This window comes from Streptomyces sp. TLI_55 (genome assembly GCF_900206255.1).
GTDB lineage: Bacteria > Actinomycetota > Actinomycetes > Streptomycetales > Streptomycetaceae > Streptomyces > Streptomyces aquilus.
This window is the reverse complement of record NZ_OAOJ01000001.1, coordinates 7,609,570-7,626,628: the sequence shown is the minus strand read 5'-3', so window position 1 is coordinate 7,626,628 and position 17,059 is coordinate 7,609,570. Positions and strand designations below refer to the sequence as shown.

Annotated in this window: 16 protein-coding genes and 1 pseudogene; 6 read left to right on the top strand and 11 right to left on the bottom strand. The window is 72.5% G+C overall.

The annotated features are described in order from the left end of the window. Window positions 1–876, bottom strand: coding sequence for a shikimate dehydrogenase (locus CRP56_RS34905; protein ID WP_097270862.1), 876 nt, complete (start codon window positions 874–876; stop codon window positions 1–3). 158 nt (window positions 877–1,034) lie between these two features. Here CRP56_RS34905 and CRP56_RS34900 point away from each other — a divergent pair, with 158 nt between their 5' ends. Continuing rightward, window positions 1,035–1,700 (top strand): TetR/AcrR family transcriptional regulator, encoded by a 666-nt coding sequence (locus tag CRP56_RS34900; RefSeq protein ID WP_097270861.1) that lies wholly within the window; start codon window positions 1,035–1,037, stop codon window positions 1,698–1,700. Window positions 1,701–1,863: 163 nt separating this feature from the next. Next, window positions 1,864–3,213, top strand: coding sequence for an MFS transporter (locus CRP56_RS34895; RefSeq protein WP_097270860.1), 1,350 nt, complete (start codon window positions 1,864–1,866; stop codon window positions 3,211–3,213). Window positions 3,214–3,340: 127 nt separating this feature from the next. Here CRP56_RS34895 and CRP56_RS34890 read toward each other — a convergent pair whose 3' ends face one another. Then, window positions 3,341–3,751, bottom strand: a complete 411-nt coding sequence (locus CRP56_RS34890) for a VOC family protein (RefSeq protein ID WP_097270859.1) — start codon at window positions 3,749–3,751, stop codon at window positions 3,341–3,343. A gap of 315 nt (window positions 3,752–4,066) precedes the next feature. After that, window positions 4,067–4,504 (bottom strand): PPOX class F420-dependent oxidoreductase, encoded by a 438-nt coding sequence (locus CRP56_RS34885; protein WP_097270858.1) that lies wholly within the window; start codon window positions 4,502–4,504, stop codon window positions 4,067–4,069. Window positions 4,505–4,578: 74 nt separating this feature from the next. Here CRP56_RS34885 and CRP56_RS34880 point away from each other — a divergent pair, with 74 nt between their 5' ends. The 3 genes from CRP56_RS34880 to CRP56_RS34870 all read left to right on the top strand — a co-directional run bounded on the left by CRP56_RS34880 (window position 4,579) and on the right by CRP56_RS34870 (window position 7,764). Further along, window positions 4,579–5,157: a TetR/AcrR family transcriptional regulator gene (locus tag CRP56_RS34880; protein WP_097270857.1), complete on the top strand. Its 579-nt coding sequence runs from the start codon at window positions 4,579–4,581 to the stop codon at window positions 5,155–5,157. Next, complete coding sequence (locus CRP56_RS34875; protein WP_097270856.1) at window positions 5,154–6,470, top strand: MFS transporter; 1,317 nt, start codon at window positions 5,154–5,156, stop codon at window positions 6,468–6,470. The genes CRP56_RS34880 and CRP56_RS34875 overlap by 4 nt, the downstream gene beginning before the upstream one ends. Window positions 6,471–6,534: 64 nt before the next feature. Next, window positions 6,535–7,764 carry a serine hydrolase domain-containing protein gene (locus CRP56_RS34870; protein WP_097270855.1) on the top strand — a complete coding sequence of 410 codons (1,230 nt, stop codon included), beginning with the start codon at window positions 6,535–6,537 and terminating at the stop codon, window positions 7,762–7,764. Here the strand turns inward: CRP56_RS34870 and CRP56_RS34865 are convergent, their stop codons facing one another. The 4 genes from CRP56_RS34865 to ribA form a co-directional block, all read right to left on the bottom strand. Next, window positions 7,765–8,919 carry a saccharopine dehydrogenase family protein gene (locus CRP56_RS34865; protein ID WP_097270854.1) on the bottom strand — a complete coding sequence of 385 codons (1,155 nt, stop codon included), beginning with the start codon at window positions 8,917–8,919 and terminating at the stop codon, window positions 7,765–7,767. Next, window positions 8,912–9,973: a saccharopine dehydrogenase gene (locus CRP56_RS34860; protein WP_097270853.1), complete on the bottom strand. Its 1,062-nt coding sequence runs from the start codon at window positions 9,971–9,973 to the stop codon at window positions 8,912–8,914. The genes CRP56_RS34865 and CRP56_RS34860 overlap by 8 nt, the downstream gene beginning before the upstream one ends. Continuing rightward, window positions 9,970–11,109, bottom strand: coding sequence for an NAD(P)/FAD-dependent oxidoreductase (locus CRP56_RS34855; protein ID WP_097270852.1), 1,140 nt, complete (start codon window positions 11,107–11,109; stop codon window positions 9,970–9,972). The genes CRP56_RS34860 and CRP56_RS34855 overlap by 4 nt, the downstream gene beginning before the upstream one ends. Window positions 11,110–11,204: 95 nt before the next feature. Further along, entirely contained in the window at window positions 11,205–11,864 is a 660-nt protein-coding gene (ribA, locus tag CRP56_RS34850) for a GTP cyclohydrolase II (RefSeq protein WP_097270851.1), read from the bottom strand. 41 nt (window positions 11,865–11,905) lie between these two features. On the opposite strand from ribA, the gene CRP56_RS34845 reads away from it, so the two are divergent. Then, window positions 11,906–12,688, top strand: a complete 783-nt coding sequence (locus CRP56_RS34845; RefSeq protein ID WP_097270850.1) for a creatininase family protein — start codon at window positions 11,906–11,908, stop codon at window positions 12,686–12,688. Window positions 12,689–12,768: 80 nt separating this feature from the next. Here CRP56_RS34845 and CRP56_RS48605 read toward each other — a convergent pair. From CRP56_RS48605 to CRP56_RS34825, 4 genes and pseudogenes are all read right to left on the bottom strand, one after another. Continuing rightward, window positions 12,769–13,866: pseudogene (locus tag CRP56_RS48605) on the bottom strand (lysylphosphatidylglycerol synthase transmembrane domain-containing protein); the annotation flags it as partial. Continuing rightward, the gene (locus tag CRP56_RS34835) at window positions 13,863–14,813 is read right to left on the bottom strand and encodes a class I SAM-dependent methyltransferase (protein ID WP_097274746.1); all 951 of its coding nucleotides are present in this window, start codon (window positions 14,811–14,813) and stop codon (window positions 13,863–13,865) included. The gene CRP56_RS34835 and the pseudogene CRP56_RS48605, both read right to left, overlap by 4 nt. Before the next feature lie 611 nt (window positions 14,814–15,424). Further along, the gene (locus CRP56_RS34830) at window positions 15,425–16,615 is read right to left on the bottom strand and encodes a glycosyltransferase family 4 protein (RefSeq protein WP_097270848.1); all 1,191 of its coding nucleotides are present in this window, start codon (window positions 16,613–16,615) and stop codon (window positions 15,425–15,427) included. Further along, window positions 16,612–17,010 carry a 6-pyruvoyl trahydropterin synthase family protein gene (locus CRP56_RS34825; protein WP_079309409.1) on the bottom strand — a complete coding sequence of 133 codons (399 nt, stop codon included), beginning with the start codon at window positions 17,008–17,010 and terminating at the stop codon, window positions 16,612–16,614. The genes CRP56_RS34830 and CRP56_RS34825 overlap by 4 nt, the downstream gene beginning before the upstream one ends. Window positions 17,011–17,059: the final 49 nt, after the last annotated feature.

The following is a 17,059-nucleotide window of genomic DNA, read 5'->3' as shown; positions in this document are numbered from 1 at the left end:
CTACTTCGGTGCGCTGACGGCGCCCGCCAGTTCCCCGATGTCCGCGAGCATGCGGGCCGCGTCGGGTTCCCGGCCGGTGAAGAGCCGGAACGCGTCCGCCGCCTGGAAGACGGCCATGCCGCCGCCGTCGAGGGTGGCGCAGCCGATCGCGCGGGCCGTGCGCAGCAGTTCCGTCTCCAGCGGGCGGTAGACCACCTCGGCGACCCACAGCGCGGGGTGCAGGAGTTCGGCGGGGAAGGGCAGGCCGGGGTGGGCGGCCATGCCGGTGGGGGTGGCGTGGACGATGCCGTCGGCGTCCGCGAGGAGGTCCGGCAGCCGGTCCGGCGTGGCGTGGGCGGCCCGGCCCGCGCCGAAGTGGCGGTCGAGGGAGGCGGCGAGGGCGGCCGCCCGGTCGGCCAGCGCGTCGACGACGGTGACGCGCTCGGCGCCGAGGGTGAGCGTGGCGTGCGCGACGGCCGCGCCGGCCCCGCCCGCGCCGAGCTGCACGACGCGCTCCAGCGGTACGTCGGGCAGACCGCGGGCGAAGGAGGCGGCGAAGCCGGTGACGTCGGTGTTGTGGCCGACGGCCCGGCCGTCCTCGAAGACGACCGTGTTGACCGCGCCGAGCGCCTCGGCCTGCGCGGACAGCCCGTCGAGGTGCTCGATGACCAGCTGCTTGCACGGGTGGGTGATGTTGAGCCCGTCGAAGCCGAGGTCGCGGGCGGAGCGCACCAGGTCGCCGACCGCCTCCGGCGGGACGCCGAGGACGTCGATGTCGATGAGCCGGTACAGGTAGCGCAGCCCTTGCCGGTCGGCCTCCCGCTCGTGCAGGGCGGGGCTGAGGGACGGGCCGATGCCCGCGCCGATCAGTCCGACGAGATACGAGTCCTTGGCCACGCGGACCTCCTGAGCGGTCACAATGTACGAACTAGTGAGTTAGTCATAGCACCGGGAGCCTCCGCTTGGGAAGCCCTCACCCGCCGCCCGGGCACGGCCGCCTTCTAGAATCTGCGGCACGCGGCCCCACAGCCTCGCCCTACGCCCGAAGGAACCCGATGACCAGCGTCGAAGAACCGGCACGACCCAACGGGCGCATCCGTGACGCCGCCCGCACCAAGGCCGAGATCCTCGACGTGGCCACGCACGAGTTCGCCCGGGTCGGCTTCGCGGGGGCCCGCGTCGACGACATCGCGGCCCTCACCAGCACCACCAAGCGGATGATCTACTACTACTTCGGCGGCAAGGAGCAGCTGTTCACGGCCGTCCTGGAGCGGGCGTACGGCGTGATCCGCGAGGCCGAGCAGGGGCTGGACGTCGAGCATCTCGACCCGGTCGCGGCCATCCGGCGGCTGGCGGAGCTGACCTTCGACCACCACGAGGCGCACCCCGACTTCATCCGGCTGGTCAGCATCGAGAACATCCACGAGGCCGAGCACATCGCCGCCTCCGAGAAGCTCGGCAGGATCGGCTCGCCGGCCCTGGACGTGATCCGCCGCATCCTGAAGTCCGGCCAGGAGTCCGGGCTGTTCACAGCCGACGTGGACGCCGTCGACCTGCACGCGATGATCAGCTCGTTCTGCTTCTTCCGGGTCGCCAACCGGCACACCTTCGGCGCCCTTTTCGGCCGCGACCTGGTCGACCCGGCGCAGCGGGAGCACTACCGGAACATGCTGGGCGACATGGTGATCGCCTACCTGACGGCGGACCGCATCGCGGACTGAATTCGGCGGACGCGACCTCTTGACAGCGGGGAAACACGCGCGCAACATCCCTACCCACCGGGACTAACTATCCAGTGGGTTAATTAGCCGGGGTTCACGAGACCCGGCCTCTCCCTTCTTGCCGCTCACTCCGCTTACGTTGGAGTTCCCCAAAGGAGCCGCCGTGTCCGTCCCCTCCCCCGCCACCGCGCCACCCGGCCAGCCGAAGAAGGCGGCCACCGCCGCCTGGATCGGCAGCGCGCTGGAGTACTACGACTTCTTCATCTACGGGTCCGCCGCCGCGCTGATCTTCCCCAAGGTCTTCTTCGACGAGTCCGACCCGGCCACCGCGACCCTGCTGTCCCTGGCCACGTTCGGTGTCGCGTACGCCGCCCGCCCGGTCGGCGCGCTCTTCCTCGGGCACTTCGGCGACAAGCTCGGCCGCAAGAAGATCATGGTCTTCACGCTGATCCTGATGGGTCTGTCGACGTTCCTCATCGGCTGTCTCCCCACCCGCGCCCAGGTCGGCACGCTCGCCCCGGTCCTGCTCGTCCTGTGCCGGGTCCTCCAGGGCATCTCCGCGGCCGGTGAGCAGGCCAGCGCCAACTCCATGACGCTGGAGCACGCGCCGCCGCACCGGCGCGGCTTCTTCACCAGCTTCACCCTCAGCGGCACCCAGGGCGGCCAGCTGCTGGCCACGCTCGCCTTCATCCCGATCGCCGCGATGCCCGAGGACCAACTGCTGGCCTGGGGCTGGCGGGTGCCGTTCTGGCTGAGCATCGCGGTCGCCGTCGTCGGCTACTTCATCCGCCGCAACCTGGCGGAGACCCCCGCCTTCGAGCAGCAGACGGCGGCCGAGGGCGTCGTGAGGATGCCGCTGGCGATCCTGCTGCGCCACCACTGGGCGGACGTCCTGCGGGTGATCGCGGGTGCGGTCATCGCGTCGGTCTCGACGATCTTCACGGTCTGGGCGCTGGCGTACGCGACGAGCGACTCGGTCGGCATGAGCCGTTCCTCGATGCTGTGGGTGGGCGCGCTGGCCAACCTGGCCGCGCTGGCCGCGATCCCGCTGTGGGCGACCCTGTCGGACCGCATCGGCCGGCGCCCCGTCTACCTGATCGGCGCGACGGGCAGCGCGATCGCGATGTTCCTCTACCTCTGGGCGATCTCCACGGGCAGCTACCCGCTGATCCTGCTGCTCGGCATCATCGCCTTCGGCGTGGTCTACAGCGCGGCGAACGGCGTGTGGCCGTCCTTCTACGGCGAGATGTTCTCGACCCGGGTCCGGCTGTCCGGCATGGCCATCGGCACCCAGATCGGCTTCGCCGTGGCCGGGTTCGCGGTGACCTTCGCCGCGGAGATCGCCGGCCCGGACGGCGACGACTGGTTCTCGGTGGCCCTGTTCACCGCGGCCCTGTGCGTCCCACCGGTCATCGCCGCGCTCTCGGCGCGCGAGACCCACAAGGTCCCGACGGAACTGCTCGGCGAGCGCACGCCGGAGACGGCGGCGGAGCGGGCGACCGTGACGGCCTGATCCACCTCAAGGTCTCCTGATCCACCTCAAGGTCTCCTGATCCACCTCAAGGTCTCGTGATCCACCTCAAGGTCCCTTGGTCCCCGGACGCCGCCACGGCTCCGGGGACCAGGCGTGCGCCGGCCTCTCAGCCGTTGGACCACGCCCGCTCGCACAGCACCAGCCGGTATCCGTCCGGGTCCTCGATCGTGACGCCCCACTGGTTCCAGTACGGGTTGGGCGAGGACACCCGCTTGCCGCCGTGCTCTTCGAGACGGGTGACCAGGTCGTCGGGGACGGGGCCGTCGACGTAGATCACCAGGAGGTCCTCCTCCGTGGGCCGGGGCTCGACGGGGTTCGCCGGTTCGTGGACCAGCTCCAGATGCCAGTCGGCGTCGGGCCAGCCGAGCATGAGGAGGTCGTGCTCGCCGGGTTCGGTGCCGCCCTCGGCGCGCCAGACGACGGACAGTCCGAGCCCGTCCGCCCAGAAGCGCTCCGCCGCCGCGAGGTCACGGGACGGGCGGGCGAGGCGGATATGGCTGCGGCCGTTGACGGGCATCGTGGTCTCTTTCCCAGCGGTGAACTCGACCTTCGGAAGCCTAGGCACCCGGGACGGTGCGGACCATCGGTCGTCCGGCCTGCACCCGCGGTCGTACGACCCTCGCGCACGGTCGTAAGACCCTCGCCCGCAATCGCCCCGTTGACAGGCAGCGCCCGCGGCAAGACCATCGGCACCTACGAGCAGTGAAGTGCCGCACCGACCAGGCACTCCGCACACTTCACCAGCCGGAGAGGGTGGCCCCCGTGCGTCCCGGCCGATTTCAGGGGCGGCCGGTGCGCGCGGTGCGGCCGATTCCTGTCGCCGCCCGCGCCCTCAGCCCCGGTCGGCAGCCGCCGGAATCCCGTACGCCCGCTCGATCTTCAGGCGCAGCACCAGCCGCCGGTCGCGGACCATCGCGGCCCGGTAGTCGTCCCAGTCGGGGTGCTCGCCCTGGACGTCGCGGTACAGCCGGATGAGTTCCGCCACCGTGTCGTCGTACGGGTCCTTCGCCACCGGGGAGAGCTCGGCCGTGCCCTCGACGACCGTGTACGCCCACCGGTCGGAGCTGGTGACGTGGTACGAGGCGCGGGCGTCGCGGCGCAGGTTGCGGGTCTTGGCGCGGTCGTCGGTGATCGACACCCGGATGACGCCCTCGTCCGGGTAGTAGGCGTGGGTGACGTTCGACAGCTGGGGCCGGCCGTCCTGTTTGAGGGTGACCAGCACCCCGCCGTGTCCGGTGCCGAGCAACTGGAGCAGCGCGTTCTGAGTCATGCCTGGATCAACCCCGCCATCGTCCGCACCCATTCCTGGTAGACAGTGTCTACCTCTGCTGGTAGACACTGTCTATGCATGAACCCGAGACCGGGCTGCGGCCCCGGCTGATCGAGGTCGGCGTGGAGCTGGTGGCCCAGGAGGGCGCCCAGGCGCTCACGCTGCGGGAGATCGCCCGCCGGGCGGGCGTCTCGCACGGGGCGCCGCGCCGCTATTTCCCGACCCATCTGGAACTGCTGTCCGCCATCGCGCGGCGCGGCTTCGGTGAGTTGGCAAAACGGGTGGCGACGGTGGCCGGTGACGGTACGGCGACTGCGCGTGTCCAGCTCATCCGGCTCGCCGGCGCCTACCTGGAGTTCGCGCGGGAGAACCCCGGCATGTACGAGCTGATGTTCCGTCACGATCTGCTGGAGAGCGGCCATCTGGGCCTGCGGGACACCAGCCTGCCGCTCTTCGGGCGCCTGGTGGACTTGGTCGGCCGCGTCCGCCCCGACCTGGACGCCCGCCTGGTCGCGGGCGCGTTGTGGGCGAACCTGCACGGCATCGCCCAGCTGTGGAACTGGGGCAGCCTCCAACTCGCCACGGGCACCGACGACTTCACGCCACTGCTGCGGTCGGCCCTCGACGCGCACCTCGGCCGGGAGGACGGATGAACCCGCGCCTCGCGCTCGCGAGCAGTGTCGTCGGTGCCGTGATCGTCGCCCTCGACGGCACCGTCCTCACCATCGCCCAGCCCACCCTGCAGGAGGACTTGGGGGCGTCGTACGCGCAGGTCCAGTGGACCAGCACCGGCTATCTCATCGCCGTCGCCGGGTTGTTGGTGTTCGCGGGGCGCCTCGGGGACCGGTACGGGCATCGGCGGCTCTACGCGATCGGCATGCTCGGGTTCGGGGCCGCGTCGGCGGGCATCGGGCCGGCGCCCGGGATCGGCTGGGTGGTCGGACTCCGCGTCGTCCAGGGGGTGTTCGGGGCGCTGCTGCAACCCGCCACGCTCGGCATGCTGCGGGCCGCGTATCCGCCGGACCGGCTGCGCACGCCGATCGCGGTGCGCACCGCGGCCATCGGGGTGTCGGCCGCGGTGGGGCCGCTGGTGGGCGGGGCGCTGGTGGCCGGGCCCGGGTGGCGGGCGGTGTTCTTCCTCAATGTCGTTCCGGCGCTGGTGTTCGGGCTGCTCGCGCTGACCGGACGGGAGCCGGTGCGCGGGACGCCGGTGCGGCTGGATGTTCCGGGTGCCCTGCTGCTGGCGGTGACGCTGGGCTTGCTGGTCCACGCGCTGGTGTCGTTGCGGTGGCTCGGGCTGGCCGCTTCCCTGGTCGCCGGTGCGGCCTTCCTGCGCCATGAACGCCGTACCGCGAGCCCGCTCCTGCCGCGGGCCGTCGCCGGTCCGGCGCTCGGGGTCCTGGTCGCCGCGTCGGCCGCGCTGTCGGGGACCTTGTTCGTGAGCACGTACACCCTCCAGTACACGCTCGGTCTCGATCCGCTCGAAAGCGCCCTGCGCTGTCTGCCGTTGGCGGTGCTGATGGTGGCCGCCGCGCCGGTGTGCGCGATCCTGCTGCGCCGGGTGGGGGCCAGGCGTACGGCGGTGACGGCGATGGCCGTCCTCGCGGCGGGCGTCCTGCTCCTGGACCGGGCCGCGGGCACGTTCGCGCTCTGCGCCGGATTCGCCCTGCTGGGCGCCGGGTTCGGCACGGTGATGGTGGCGGCCACCCATGTCGTCGTACGGCACAGTCCCGTCGAGTCGGCCGGGGTGGCGGGCGGGCTCCAGCAGACCGCGATGAACGTCGGCCCCACGCTGGGCGTGGCCGTGGCGACGACCCTGATGGGGCACGGGGCGCTGGCGGTGCTCGCCGGGGTGGCGGGCGTCGGCGCGGTGGCGGGCGCCGTCCTGCCGGGGCGGGTGGCGCACGCCACTCCGGCCGATCTTGGCCGGACTCGGGGACGTTCACGCCTCACTGAGCGACGATGAGGTCTGAGGTTGCTACGGCTGGGTATGCCGGATCGCACCTCGACGAACGTTTCGGAGGAGAACGATGGCACAGCTGCGACAAGAGGTGGACCCGGATGAGGTCGGGCTGGACGTGAAGGCGCTGGACCGCCTCGACCAGCACGTCGCCCACTACGTGGACGAAGGGCGCCTGCCGGGCTTTCTCGTGGCCGTCGCCCGCGGCGGCCGGGTCGCCCACCTCACCACGCACGGCCGACGCGACCTGGCGGCCGGGCTGCCCGTCACCTCCGACACCCTGTGGCGGCTCTACTCCATGACCAAGCCGGTGACTTCGGTGGCCGCGCTGCTCCTGGTGGAGGAGGGCAAGCTGTCACTGGACGACCCGGTGGCCCGGTACGTGCCCGCCTTCGCCGGCACACAGGTCCACGAGAGCGGCTCGGGCGCCGACGTCCGCACCCGCCCCGCCGCGCAGCCGGTGCTGATCCGGCACCTGATGACCCACACCGCGGGCCTGACCTTCGCCTCGTACCGCTGTCATCCGGTCGACGCGCTGTACCGGGAGGCCGATCTGGAGTCGTCCGTGGTGCCGGGTTCGACGCTGGCCGAGACGGTCGACGTGTACGCGAGCCTGCCGCTCCAGTTCGAGCCGGGCACGCAGTGGAACTACTCGGTCGCCACCAATGTGCTGGGGCGTGTCATCGAGGTGGTGTCCGGGCAGCCGCTCGACGAGTTCTTCGCGGAGCGGATCTTCAGGCCACTGGGGATGCCCGACGCCGGGTTCTGCGTGAACGACGAACAGGCGGGCAGACTCGCCGAGCTGTACGGGGAGACCGACGGGGGCGGTATCGAGCCGATCGCCGGGCTGCCGCTGCGCGGGCGTCCCCGCTTCCTGTCCGGCAGCGGCGGCATGGTGGCCTCGGCGTACGACGTCCACCGGTTCATGGAGCTGCTGCGGCGCCGCGGCGAACTCGACGGCGTACGGCTGCTGTCGCCCGAGACGGTGGACCTGATGGCCTCCAACCACCTCCCCGGCGGCGTCGACCTGCGCGCCTTCGGCAGCAGGCCCGTACATGACGAACCCGGCAACGACGGCGTCGGTTTCGGCCTCGGCGTCTCCGTGGTGATCGACCCGGAGCGCACCAAGGTCCCCACGAGCCTGGGCATGTTCGGTTGGAGCGGGGTCGCCACGACGACGTTCTGGGTGGACCCGCGCCGCGATCTGACGGTGCAGTTCATGACGCAGGTCCGGCCCAAGGGCTCGCACACGCTCTATCCCGAGCTGAAGCGGCTGGTGCACGAGGCCGTGACGGGCTGATCAGGAATCCACCCGCAGCGTGAAGTCGACGCCCTCCAGGGCGAGTTCCCGCAGCCACTCCTCCGACCGTGCCGCCGTCTCGGCGGCGCGGTGCAGACCGGGCGGCAGGGAGCCGTCCAGAACCTGGCGGACGCCGAGGGCGAGGGTGCGGGAGACGCAGCGGGCCATCGCGCTCTCCTCCTCGTCCCCGGTCAGGTCGAGCAGATAGCTGCCGGACCAGGCCTGCCCCGCCGGACCGGCCACGTCCAGCGTCACGACGAGGACGACCCGGTCCCGGTCCGCGTCGGTGGTCGGGTAGGTGGCCGCCAACTCCTGTGCCAGGGCGGCGATCCGGGCGTCGTCGCCCGCCTTCAGCTCCTCGAAGACCTCGCCCCAGGCCTCCAGCCACCCCTCCAGGCGCAGGGTGCCCCGGACGAACGTCTGTGGTTTCCAGGCGGCCGGCATGCCGTACTGCTCGACGAAGGGCACGCTGTCGCGGTTCGGGTAGACCTCGAAGGTCTCCCCGTCGACGACGTGCCGCCGGGTCGCCTCCCACGGCCGTTCGGCGGTGGTCTCGGCGCCGTCCGCGAGGTAACGGGCGGGCGATCGCAGGGCGTTGAGGACACCGAGGGGCGCCCAGCTGAAGCGGTACCTGAAGTCGTTCGGCACCGCGGGGATGCCGCCGCAGTAGGAGGTGAGGCGGTACGAGGCCGCCGTGCCGTCGCCGATCGCGTCCCGGGCGCGGGCCACGAGGCTGTGCGCGAAGAGGTGGTCGATGCCCGGGTCGAGCCCGGCCTCGGTGAGGACGACGAGCCCGGCCGCGGCGGCAGCGGGGACCTGCTCCAGGACCGCGTCGGACACATAGCTGGAGCAGGCGAAGTGGGCCCGCGAGGCGACACAGACCGCGAGGATGTCGGCGTGCTCGGGCGCGGGGAGCATCGAGACGACGACGTCGCCGGGCTGGAGGGCCGCCGTCAGCTTGTCCAAGGTGTACGCGCGGGGCTCGGCGCGTCCGGTGAGGCCCAGCCGGTCGAGGGCCTCGGCAGCGCGTTCTTCGGTGCGATGCCAGACCCGCACCCGCGGGGCACTCTCGCACAACTTCGCCAGTCCGCTGCCCGTGGACAGCCCGGTGCCGATCCAGTGGACGGTGCCGCTCGCGGGAACCAGTTCAGTCATGCGGCAACTCCCCTTCCGCGATGCCGTGTTCCCGGCTCGCCTGATGGAACCGGTCCGCGGCGCGCCCCCACGGCCCGCCGGACCCGAAGTCGAGCAGCAGGGGCAGCAGCGAGCCGGAGAAGTCCTCGCTGGACTCCCTCGGCAGCAGCGAGGGCAGGTTGTCGATGGCGATCAGGTCGAGCGGGGGCTCCTTGCGCAGCCGCCGTACCGGCTCGTCCCACTCCGTGGTGCGGTCGTAGACCGGCAGGACGTTGAGCGGGGAGCCGACGTCGCAGGTGACATCGGAGAGGGTGCGCAGCCGGCGGGCCGGGTCGTCGAGGTCGGTCTCGCGGACGAAGGGCGGGACGGGAGTCGTGGCGAGGACGCAGTTGACCAGGACGTCGTGGGCGAGGAGGGCCGGCCGGTCCAGGTTCCGGGTCTCGTCGAGGTCCCAGCAGGTCGGCTCGACACCGGCCGCCTGGAGGGCCGCTCGGGCGCCGCGGCCGCTGCGCCCGAGCGCGCCGATCACCAGCGCGGTGAAGTCCGCGTCCCCGGCGGCGGGGCGGAGGGTGGCGTCCAGCTCCTCCTTCGAGGTGGGCGTCAGCGGCGCGACGAGGCGGCCCCGCTCCTGGAGCACCGCGAGGGCGGCGCCCAGGTAGCCGGCCCAGTAGCCGAAGGCGGCGAGCCTGCGGCCGGTGTCGTCCACCAGGTACTCCAGGTCGAGGAGCGTCCCGCCCCCGGCGGCGAACCGGCGCAGCAGGTCGCCGGCGCCCGGCTGCCGCTTGTAGGCGTGCCCGAAGAAGATGTGCCGGTGCGCCAACCGGTCGGGACCGTCCGGGAGTTCCTTCAAACCGAGGACCACGGCCTGCGGCGGCGCCGACACCCACGACCCCGCGGGCGCGACTCGGGCGCCGACCGCCTCGTACTCCTCGATCGGGAAGATCCGCTGCGGGGACTCCTCGACGGTCAGGGTCACCCCGCTCTCGACGAGCCGCCGGGCGTCGGACGGCACGACGGGCGTGCGTCGCTCGGTGGGACGGACCTCGTGGCGCAGCCACAGATGGAGCTCGGTCATACGCAGTTGGCCTCCGGGCGCGGGGCGTCGGCCGCGAACCGGCCGGCGTTCAACGGGCTGACGTCCACGAAGGGTACGCGGCCCAGGACCAGGTCACGGACCACCTCGCCGACGGCCGGTCCCTGGAGGAAGCCGTGGCCGGAGAAGCCGGTGGCGTAGAGGAAGCGGGAGACCGAAGTCGCCTCGCCGATCAGGGCGTTGTGGTCGGGGGTGACCTCGTACAGGCCCGCCCAGCCGCCGGTGCGGCGAAGGTCGAGCAGGGCGGGGGCGCGCTGCTCCATGGCGGCGGCCAGGCGCGGGATCCAGCGGTCGTGGGTGTCGGTGGCGAAGCCGGGGCGCTCGTCGGGGTCGGACATGCCGAGGAGGAGGCCGGGGCCCTCGCGGTGGAAGTAGAGGGTGGTGCTGAAGTCGATCGTCATGGGCAGGCCCGGCGGCAGGTCCGGGACCGGTTCGGTGACGGCGATCTGGCGGCGCAGCGGCTCCACGGGCAGATCCACGCCGGCCATCCGGCCGACAGCCCGCGACCAGGGGCCGGCCGCGCAGATCACCGTGTCGGTGGCGATCCGGCCGAGGGTCGTCGACACGGCCGTGATCCGGTCGCCGTGGAGTTCGATGCCGGTGACCTCGGTGTGCCGCAGGACGCGGGCGCCGAGAGCGCGGGCCGCGGACGCGTAGCCGTGGACGACGGCCTCGGGGGTGCAGTGGCCGTCGTCGGGCGAGTAGGCGGCGGCGAGGAGGCCCTCGGTGCGGATCAGCGGGGAGAGCTTGCGGGCCTCCTTCGGCGTGAGCAGGCGGCTGGGCACGCCGAGCGCGTTCTGCAGCCTTACGCCCGCCTCGAAGGAGGCCACGTCCTCCGGGGTCGACAGCAGGAAGAGGTAGCCGACCCGGTGCAGCCCGATGTCGTACCCGATCTCCTCCCGGAACCGGCCGAACGCGGCCAGGCTGCGCGCCCCGAGCTGCACGTTGAGCTCGTCGGAGAACTGGGCCCGCACCCCGCCCGCCGCCTTCGAGGTGGAGCCGGAGGCCAGCTCGTCCCGTTCGACGAGCACGACGTCACGGACACCGGCGGCGGCGAGGTGGTAGGCGATGCTCGTGCCCATCACTCCGCCGCCGATCACGACGGCCTGTGCCTGCATTCTCACGGGCGAGCCTCCCAGGGGGTCGGGGTCGGGACCGGTGCCGGGCCTGTACGGGCCGCCCCCTCTTCCTGTCCGGACCGCGCCACCCCTAATCAGGAGAGGTGGGCCACCGCGTCCAGATGGGGCAGGTGGTGGTCGAGGCGCTCCCGCTTGGTGCGCAGGTAGGTGATGTTGCTCTCGCACGGCTGGATCAGCAGCGGCACGGTCTCGGTGACCTCGATGCCGTGCCGTACCAACGCCTCCCGCTTGTCGGGGTTGTTGGACATCAGGCGGACGCTGTTCACGCCGAGGTCGTGCAGCATGCCGGCGGCGACGCCGTAGTCCCGGGCGTCCACCGGCAGGCCGAGGGCGAGGTTCGCCTCGACGGTGTCCAGGCCCTCAGCCTGCAGGGCCATCGCGCGGAGCTTGGCGAGCAGGCCGATGCCGCGGCCCTCGTGGCCCCGCAAGTAGACGACGATGCCGCTGCCTTGGGCGACCACGGCCCGCATCGCGGAGTCGAGCTGCTCGCCGCACTCGCAGTGCCGGGAGCCGAAGGCGTCACCGGTGAGGCACTCGGAGTGCAGCCGGACGAGGACGTCCTCGGTGCCTATCTCGCCGTGGACGAGGGCCACTTGTTCGTCGCCGCGGTCGTGATCGAGGTAGCCGACCGCCCGGAATTGCCCGTACACGGTGGGCAGCGGGGCATTCACTATGCGTTCCACGCCGGTGCGCTGCGGGGACTTCTTGCCGAGGACGCCAATTTTGTCTGTCATGATTCTCGAGTTCCTAAGCAGAGACGAAAGGCCGTGAAAGAATGAGTGATTCGCAAGCGCGGTCGGCGGCATACGGTCCGTTGCCGGCGGACACCACGGAGGACGTACGGACGCGGGGCGCGAATGTCTCACGACAGGTCGCGGTTCTCCCCGTCGGCAGCTTCGAACAGCACGGTCCGTACCTGCCGTTGGCGACCGACACCCTGGTCGCCTGTGCCATCGCCCGGGAGCTCGCCGCGGCGTACCCGGTACACCTCCTCCCACCGGTGACGATCTCCTGCTCGCACGAGCACGCGGCCTGGGCGGGGACCGTCAGCATCTCCTCGGTGACCCTTCACTCGGTGATACGGGACATAGCGGCTTCACTCCGCCGTTCGGGCGTCGACGCCCTGGTCGTGGTCAACGGGCACGGCGGAAACTACGTACTGGGCAACGTCGTTCAGGAATCCTCCTCCCGCGGCGAGAAAATGGCACTGTTCCCGGCGGCGGAGGACTGGGAGTCGGCGCGCGAACGGGCGGGGGTGGTCACGTCTCTGCTCACCGACATGCACGCGGGGGAAATCGAGACCTCCATCCTTCTGCACGCTCATCCCGAATTCGTCCGACCCGGTTATGAGACCTCCGATTTCGTCGCCGACGACCGTCGTCATCTGCTCACTCTGGGCATGTCCGCCTATACCGATTCGGGTGTCATCGGCCGTCCCTCACTGGGTTCGGCGGAAAAGGGCAAGGCGCTGCTGGAGAGCCTGGCGGACGCGTTCCGACCGTACTTGTCGCTGTTCACCTCCGACGGCTCCGGTTCCGGTGACTCCTTGCGCGGGTAGCGGGCGAGCAGGACCAGCACACCGGGCAGGCTGGCCACGAGACTGAGCACGCCGTAGACGACGGCGACGGCCAGCCCGCTGCTCGCCCCGAGGCCGGCCGCGCCGAACGCCCAGGCGGTGACGCCCTCGCGGGGTCCCCAGCCGCCGACGTTGAGCGGCAGTCCCATGGCGACCAGCGCCAGTACGGCGATCGGCAGCAGTTCGGCGACGGAGGCGGCGGACCCGGCGACGCGGGCGGCGAGCACGAACATCCCGATGTGTCCGGCGAGGACGACGAGGGAGGACAGCGCGACGCCGGGGCCGTTGCGCCGGGACAGCAGCCCCTCGCGCACCTCGGCCAGCGTCCGGCCGTACCGCGCGGGCGTCCGGTTCATCCGCAGGGCGAGCACGACGGCCAGCGCACCCACCAGGGCGAACAGCAGCACCGGCGCGAGATCACGGGCCTGGTTCAGCACCGGCGACGGCATGGTGAGCAGGACGCCGGCGCCGACGACCGCCAACGCGAGCTGTCCGGCGACCCGTTCGAGGACGACGGCCCGGACACAGCGGCCGAGGTCGCGGGTGCTCTGCCCGTGGCGCACCGCCCGGTGGACGTCGCCGAGGACGCCGCCGGGGAGCGCCGCGTTGAGGAACAGCGCGCGGTAGTAGGCGGCGACGGCGGGCCCGAGCGGCAGCCTGATCTTCAGCCCGCGGGCCACCAACTGCCAGCGCCAGGCGCTGAACACGGTCGTGACGACACCGATCCCGACGGCGGCGACCAGCGACCCGCCGTCGATCCGCCGCAGCCCGTCCAGGAAGACACCGGTACCGAGCCGCCACAGCAGGACGGCGAGGATGACGACGCCGACGGCACTGCCCACGTGGGTGCGCACGGCTGGTGCCTTGAGGCGGGCGAGGGCGCGGCGCCACCGTGGGGTGTGGGGGGTGGCGGCTTCGGGGCGGGGGGTGGAGACGATCACGCCGATACGGGAGTCGGCGACGGCGATGTCCGGTGGGGGGACGGCCTTGACCGGGGGTGCGAGGGCGATGCCGGCGGTGTGCGGGGCGGGGTCGGTGAGGGTGACGGTGAGGTCGGTGAGGGTGACGGTGAGGTCGGTGAGGGTGACGGTGGCCTCGCCCCCGGCGGCGGAGACGTCCCTCCCCGTCACCCCGTACGTCCGTACCGTCTCCACGCTCATGCCGCCCCACCCGTCGGCCGGGACAGCGCCAGCAGGTCCGTGTGGTGGACGAGGACGGTCAACTCGCCCGCCTCACACGCCTCCAGGCGGTCGCGGAGATAGCGCTCGGCCCGCTCCTTCAGCTCCGGACGCTGCTCCACCGCCGCGCCGACCCAGCCGCGCAGCCACTGCGCGGTGAGCGCGGCCTCGCCGGGGCCGAGCCGCCAGGGGCTGGGGTTCAGCCGTACCGTCGCCCCGCGCTCGGAGAAGGCCTCACAGGCCGCGGTCACCGAGTCCGGACCGAGGAGGCCCCCGCGGCGCTGGTGGGCGTTGAACGCCTCCATGATCTCCCGGTCCATCGGGTGGGACGGGGTGAGGTCGACGCGGCCGGCCACCGACAGGGTGAGCAGGGCCGGGCAGCCGGCGCCGGTGCAGGCCTCGGCGAGCGTGTCGATCTCCTCGCGGGTGAGGACGTCGAGGAGTGCGGAGGCGGTCACCAGGGAGGCGCCGGAGAGGGCGTCCGGGGTGAGCCGGGCGACGTCGCCGCGCCGGGTCTCGACGGTGACGCGGCTGCCGTCGGCGGCGACGCGCGGGGAGGCGACGGCGGCGAAGTGCAGGAGGTAGGGGTCGCGGTCGTGCAGGACCCAGTGCTGGGCGCCGTCGAGGCGGGGGGCGAGCCAGCGGCCCATCGAGCCGGTGCCGCAGCCGAGGTCGTGGATGACGAGGCCGGACTTGCCGGGGAGGTTCGCCAGCCGGATGCGCAGCGGGTCGAGCAGGTCGTGCGCCCGCGCGGCCGCGTCGGCCGGCTCGCGCAGCTCCAGCCACTCGGGCGCGTAGCGGGGCTGCTCGCCGGGACCGTCCTCACGGAGCCGTACGGTAGGACGCTCGCCGGGACGGGCGGCGGTGGGCCCGGCGCCGGGGATCACGGAGTCGCCGGCCGGGTCAGGCGTCGCGGACGGCCTGGGCATCGGGGGCACCTCCACGGTTCCGCTCGCGCTGACGGGGCGCAGGGGGGACACCTCCGCGCTGCCGCCCGCGCTCGCCGGGCGCAAGGGGGACACCTCCGCGCTGCCGCCCGCGCTCGCCGGGCGCAAGGGGGACACCTCCGCGCTGCCGCCCGCGCTCAACGCGCGCACAGGGGACGGCTCCGCGCCGCTGCCCGCACGCACGGACGGCAAGACGGACGCCTCCGCACTGCCGCCCGCGCTCGCCGGGGTCAGGAGAGAGGCCTCCCCGCCAGCCGGGGTTAGGAGAGAAGCCTCCCCGCTCGCCGAGGGCAAGAGAGCCGCCTCCATGCTTGGCGAGGGCAAGAGAGCCGCCTCCATGCTCGTCGAGGGCAGGAGCGACGCCTCCGCGCTCGCCGAGGGCAGGAGGGAAGCCTCCCCGTCGGCCGAGAGGAGGCGGGCCGCCTCCGTGCTCGCCGAGGGCAAGAGAGCCGCCTCCGCGCTCGCCGAGGGCAAGAGGGCCGCCTCCGTGCTCGGCGCGGGCAGAAGGGACGCCTCTCCGCTGCCGCCCGTCTCCGTTCGCGGACCCGGCTGGGCCGGGATCCTGCCGCTGCGCTCCGTGGTAGCCGTCTTCCTCATGCCGCCCTCCTGGGTTCGTTCGGCAGTCGGCCCAGTACTCCGGCCAGGCTGCGGGCCGTGGTCGCCCAGCCGTCGAGGGCGGCCCGGCGGCCCCGGGCAGCCGCCTTCAGCCGGCGTCGTACGTCCGCCTCGTTGAACCAGCCGCGCAGCTCGGCCGCGAGGGCGGCGGGGTCCTCCGGCGGGACGAGGATGCCGGGCACTCCCCCGTCGGGGGCGCGTCCGACCGCCTCGGGCAGGCCGCCGACGTCGGTCGCGAGGACCGGGATGCCGCGGGCGAGGGCCTCGGTGACCGCCATGCCGTAGGTCTCGGCGTAGGAGGTGAGGACCATCAGGTCGGCGGCGGCGTAGCTGGCGTCGAGCTGGGCGCCGGCCTGCGGTCCGGCCAGCTCCAGCCGGTGCTCCAGGCCGTGCTTCGCGATCAGGGACCGGAGTCGGCCGACGTACTCGGGGTCCTGGCCGAGGCCGCCGACGCACACGCAGCTCCACGGCAGGTCCCGTACCGTCGCGAGCGCCTCGATCAGCCGGTGCTGCCCCTTGCGGGGGGTGACCGCGGCGACGCACAACAGGCGGGAGACGCCGTCGGTTCCGGAGGCGAGCGGGGCGATGTCGGCGCCGGGGGCGGCGACATGAACCCGGTCGGGGGCCAGGCCGTGGTGGGAGACGAGGCGGCGGACCGCCCAGTCGCTGGTGGCGACGACCGCGGGGACCGCGCGCAGGACGGCCCGCTCCTTGGCGTCCAACTCGGCGGCCAGCAGCGGATCCAGGCCGGTCTCGTCGCCGAGCGGAAGGTGGACGAGGACGGCGAGCCGCAGGCGTTCCGCCTCGGGGACGACGATCTCGGGGACCCCGCAGGCGACCAGTCCGTCCAGCAGGACGACCGTGCCGTCCGGGAACTCGCGCAGGACGCGGGCGAGTTCGGCGCGGGCCTCGGCACCGGGGCGGGGCCACTCCCCGTCCACGGCGTGCTTGTGGACCTGCCAGCCGAAGCCGGGCAGGTCCAGACTGACCCGCCGGTCATAGGCGTTGCCGCCGCTGGGGTTCGCCGGGTCGTCGACGCCGCCCGGCATGACGAAGTGCACGGAGCTCAGGGACATGGGGATGATGTCGGCGTTCTTGAGAGCGGAGTGCTGTACGGGCACGTAGTCGAGCGACGGTGCCGCGGTCTTCTCCAGGGTCGTGTCGGTCACAGCGCACGCTCGTAACTCGCCCACGCGACATGCGACTCGTGGAGCGTGACGCCGATCGCGGCGATGCCCCGGGCCCCCTCGCCGAGCGCGCCCTTCTCGATGCGCTCGGCGAGCCGGTCGGCGATGACCTTGGCGAGGAACTCCGTCGAGGTGTTGATCCCGGCGAAGTCGGGCTCGTTGTCGAGGTTTCTGTAGTTCAGCTCGGCGACGACGGCGCCGAGCTCCTGGGTGGCCAGTCCGATGTCGACGACGATGTTGTCGTCGTCCAGCTGTTCCCGGCGGAAGGTGGCGTCCACGAGGAACGTCGCTCCGTGCAGGCGCTGCGCGGGTCCGAAGACCTCGCCGCGGAAGCTGTGGGCGATCATGATGTGATCGCGGACGGTGACACTGAACAACGGACGACCCTCCAGGTGCGGCGCGTCTGATCCCTTCGGCCCGATCGCC

What these genes read in the sequence shown, in the direction of transcription:
- CRP56_RS34875 (WP_097270856.1), top strand. Translation starts at nt 5,154, where the DNA reads ATGAACCCGCGCCTCGCGCTCGCGAGCAGTGTCGTCGGTGCCGTGATC.
- ribA (WP_097270851.1), bottom strand. Translation starts at nt 11,864, where the DNA reads ATGACAGACAAAATTGGCGTCCTCGGCAAGAAGTCCCCGCAGCGCACC.
- CRP56_RS34865 (WP_097270854.1), bottom strand. Translation starts at nt 8,919, where the DNA reads ATGACTGAACTGGTTCCCGCGAGCGGCACCGTCCACTGGATCGGCACC.
- CRP56_RS34870 (WP_097270855.1), top strand. Translation starts at nt 6,535, where the DNA reads ATGGCACAGCTGCGACAAGAGGTGGACCCGGATGAGGTCGGGCTGGAC.
- CRP56_RS34900 (WP_097270861.1), top strand. Translation starts at nt 1,035, where the DNA reads ATGACCAGCGTCGAAGAACCGGCACGACCCAACGGGCGCATCCGTGAC.
- CRP56_RS34845 (WP_097270850.1), top strand. Translation starts at nt 11,906, where the DNA reads ATGAGTGATTCGCAAGCGCGGTCGGCGGCATACGGTCCGTTGCCGGCG.
- CRP56_RS34890 (WP_097270859.1), bottom strand. Translation starts at nt 3,751, where the DNA reads ATGCCCGTCAACGGCCGCAGCCATATCCGCCTCGCCCGCCCGTCCCGT.
- CRP56_RS34885 (WP_097270858.1), bottom strand. Translation starts at nt 4,504, where the DNA reads ATGACTCAGAACGCGCTGCTCCAGTTGCTCGGCACCGGACACGGCGGG.
- CRP56_RS34880 (WP_097270857.1), top strand. Translation starts at nt 4,579, where the DNA reads ATGCATGAACCCGAGACCGGGCTGCGGCCCCGGCTGATCGAGGTCGGC.
- CRP56_RS34860 (WP_097270853.1), bottom strand. Translation starts at nt 9,973, where the DNA reads ATGACCGAGCTCCATCTGTGGCTGCGCCACGAGGTCCGTCCCACCGAG.
- CRP56_RS34835 (WP_097274746.1), bottom strand. Translation starts at nt 14,813, where the DNA reads ATGCCCAGGCCGTCCGCGACGCCTGACCCGGCCGGCGACTCCGTGATC.
- CRP56_RS34855 (WP_097270852.1), bottom strand. Translation starts at nt 11,109, where the DNA reads ATGCAGGCACAGGCCGTCGTGATCGGCGGCGGAGTGATGGGCACGAGC.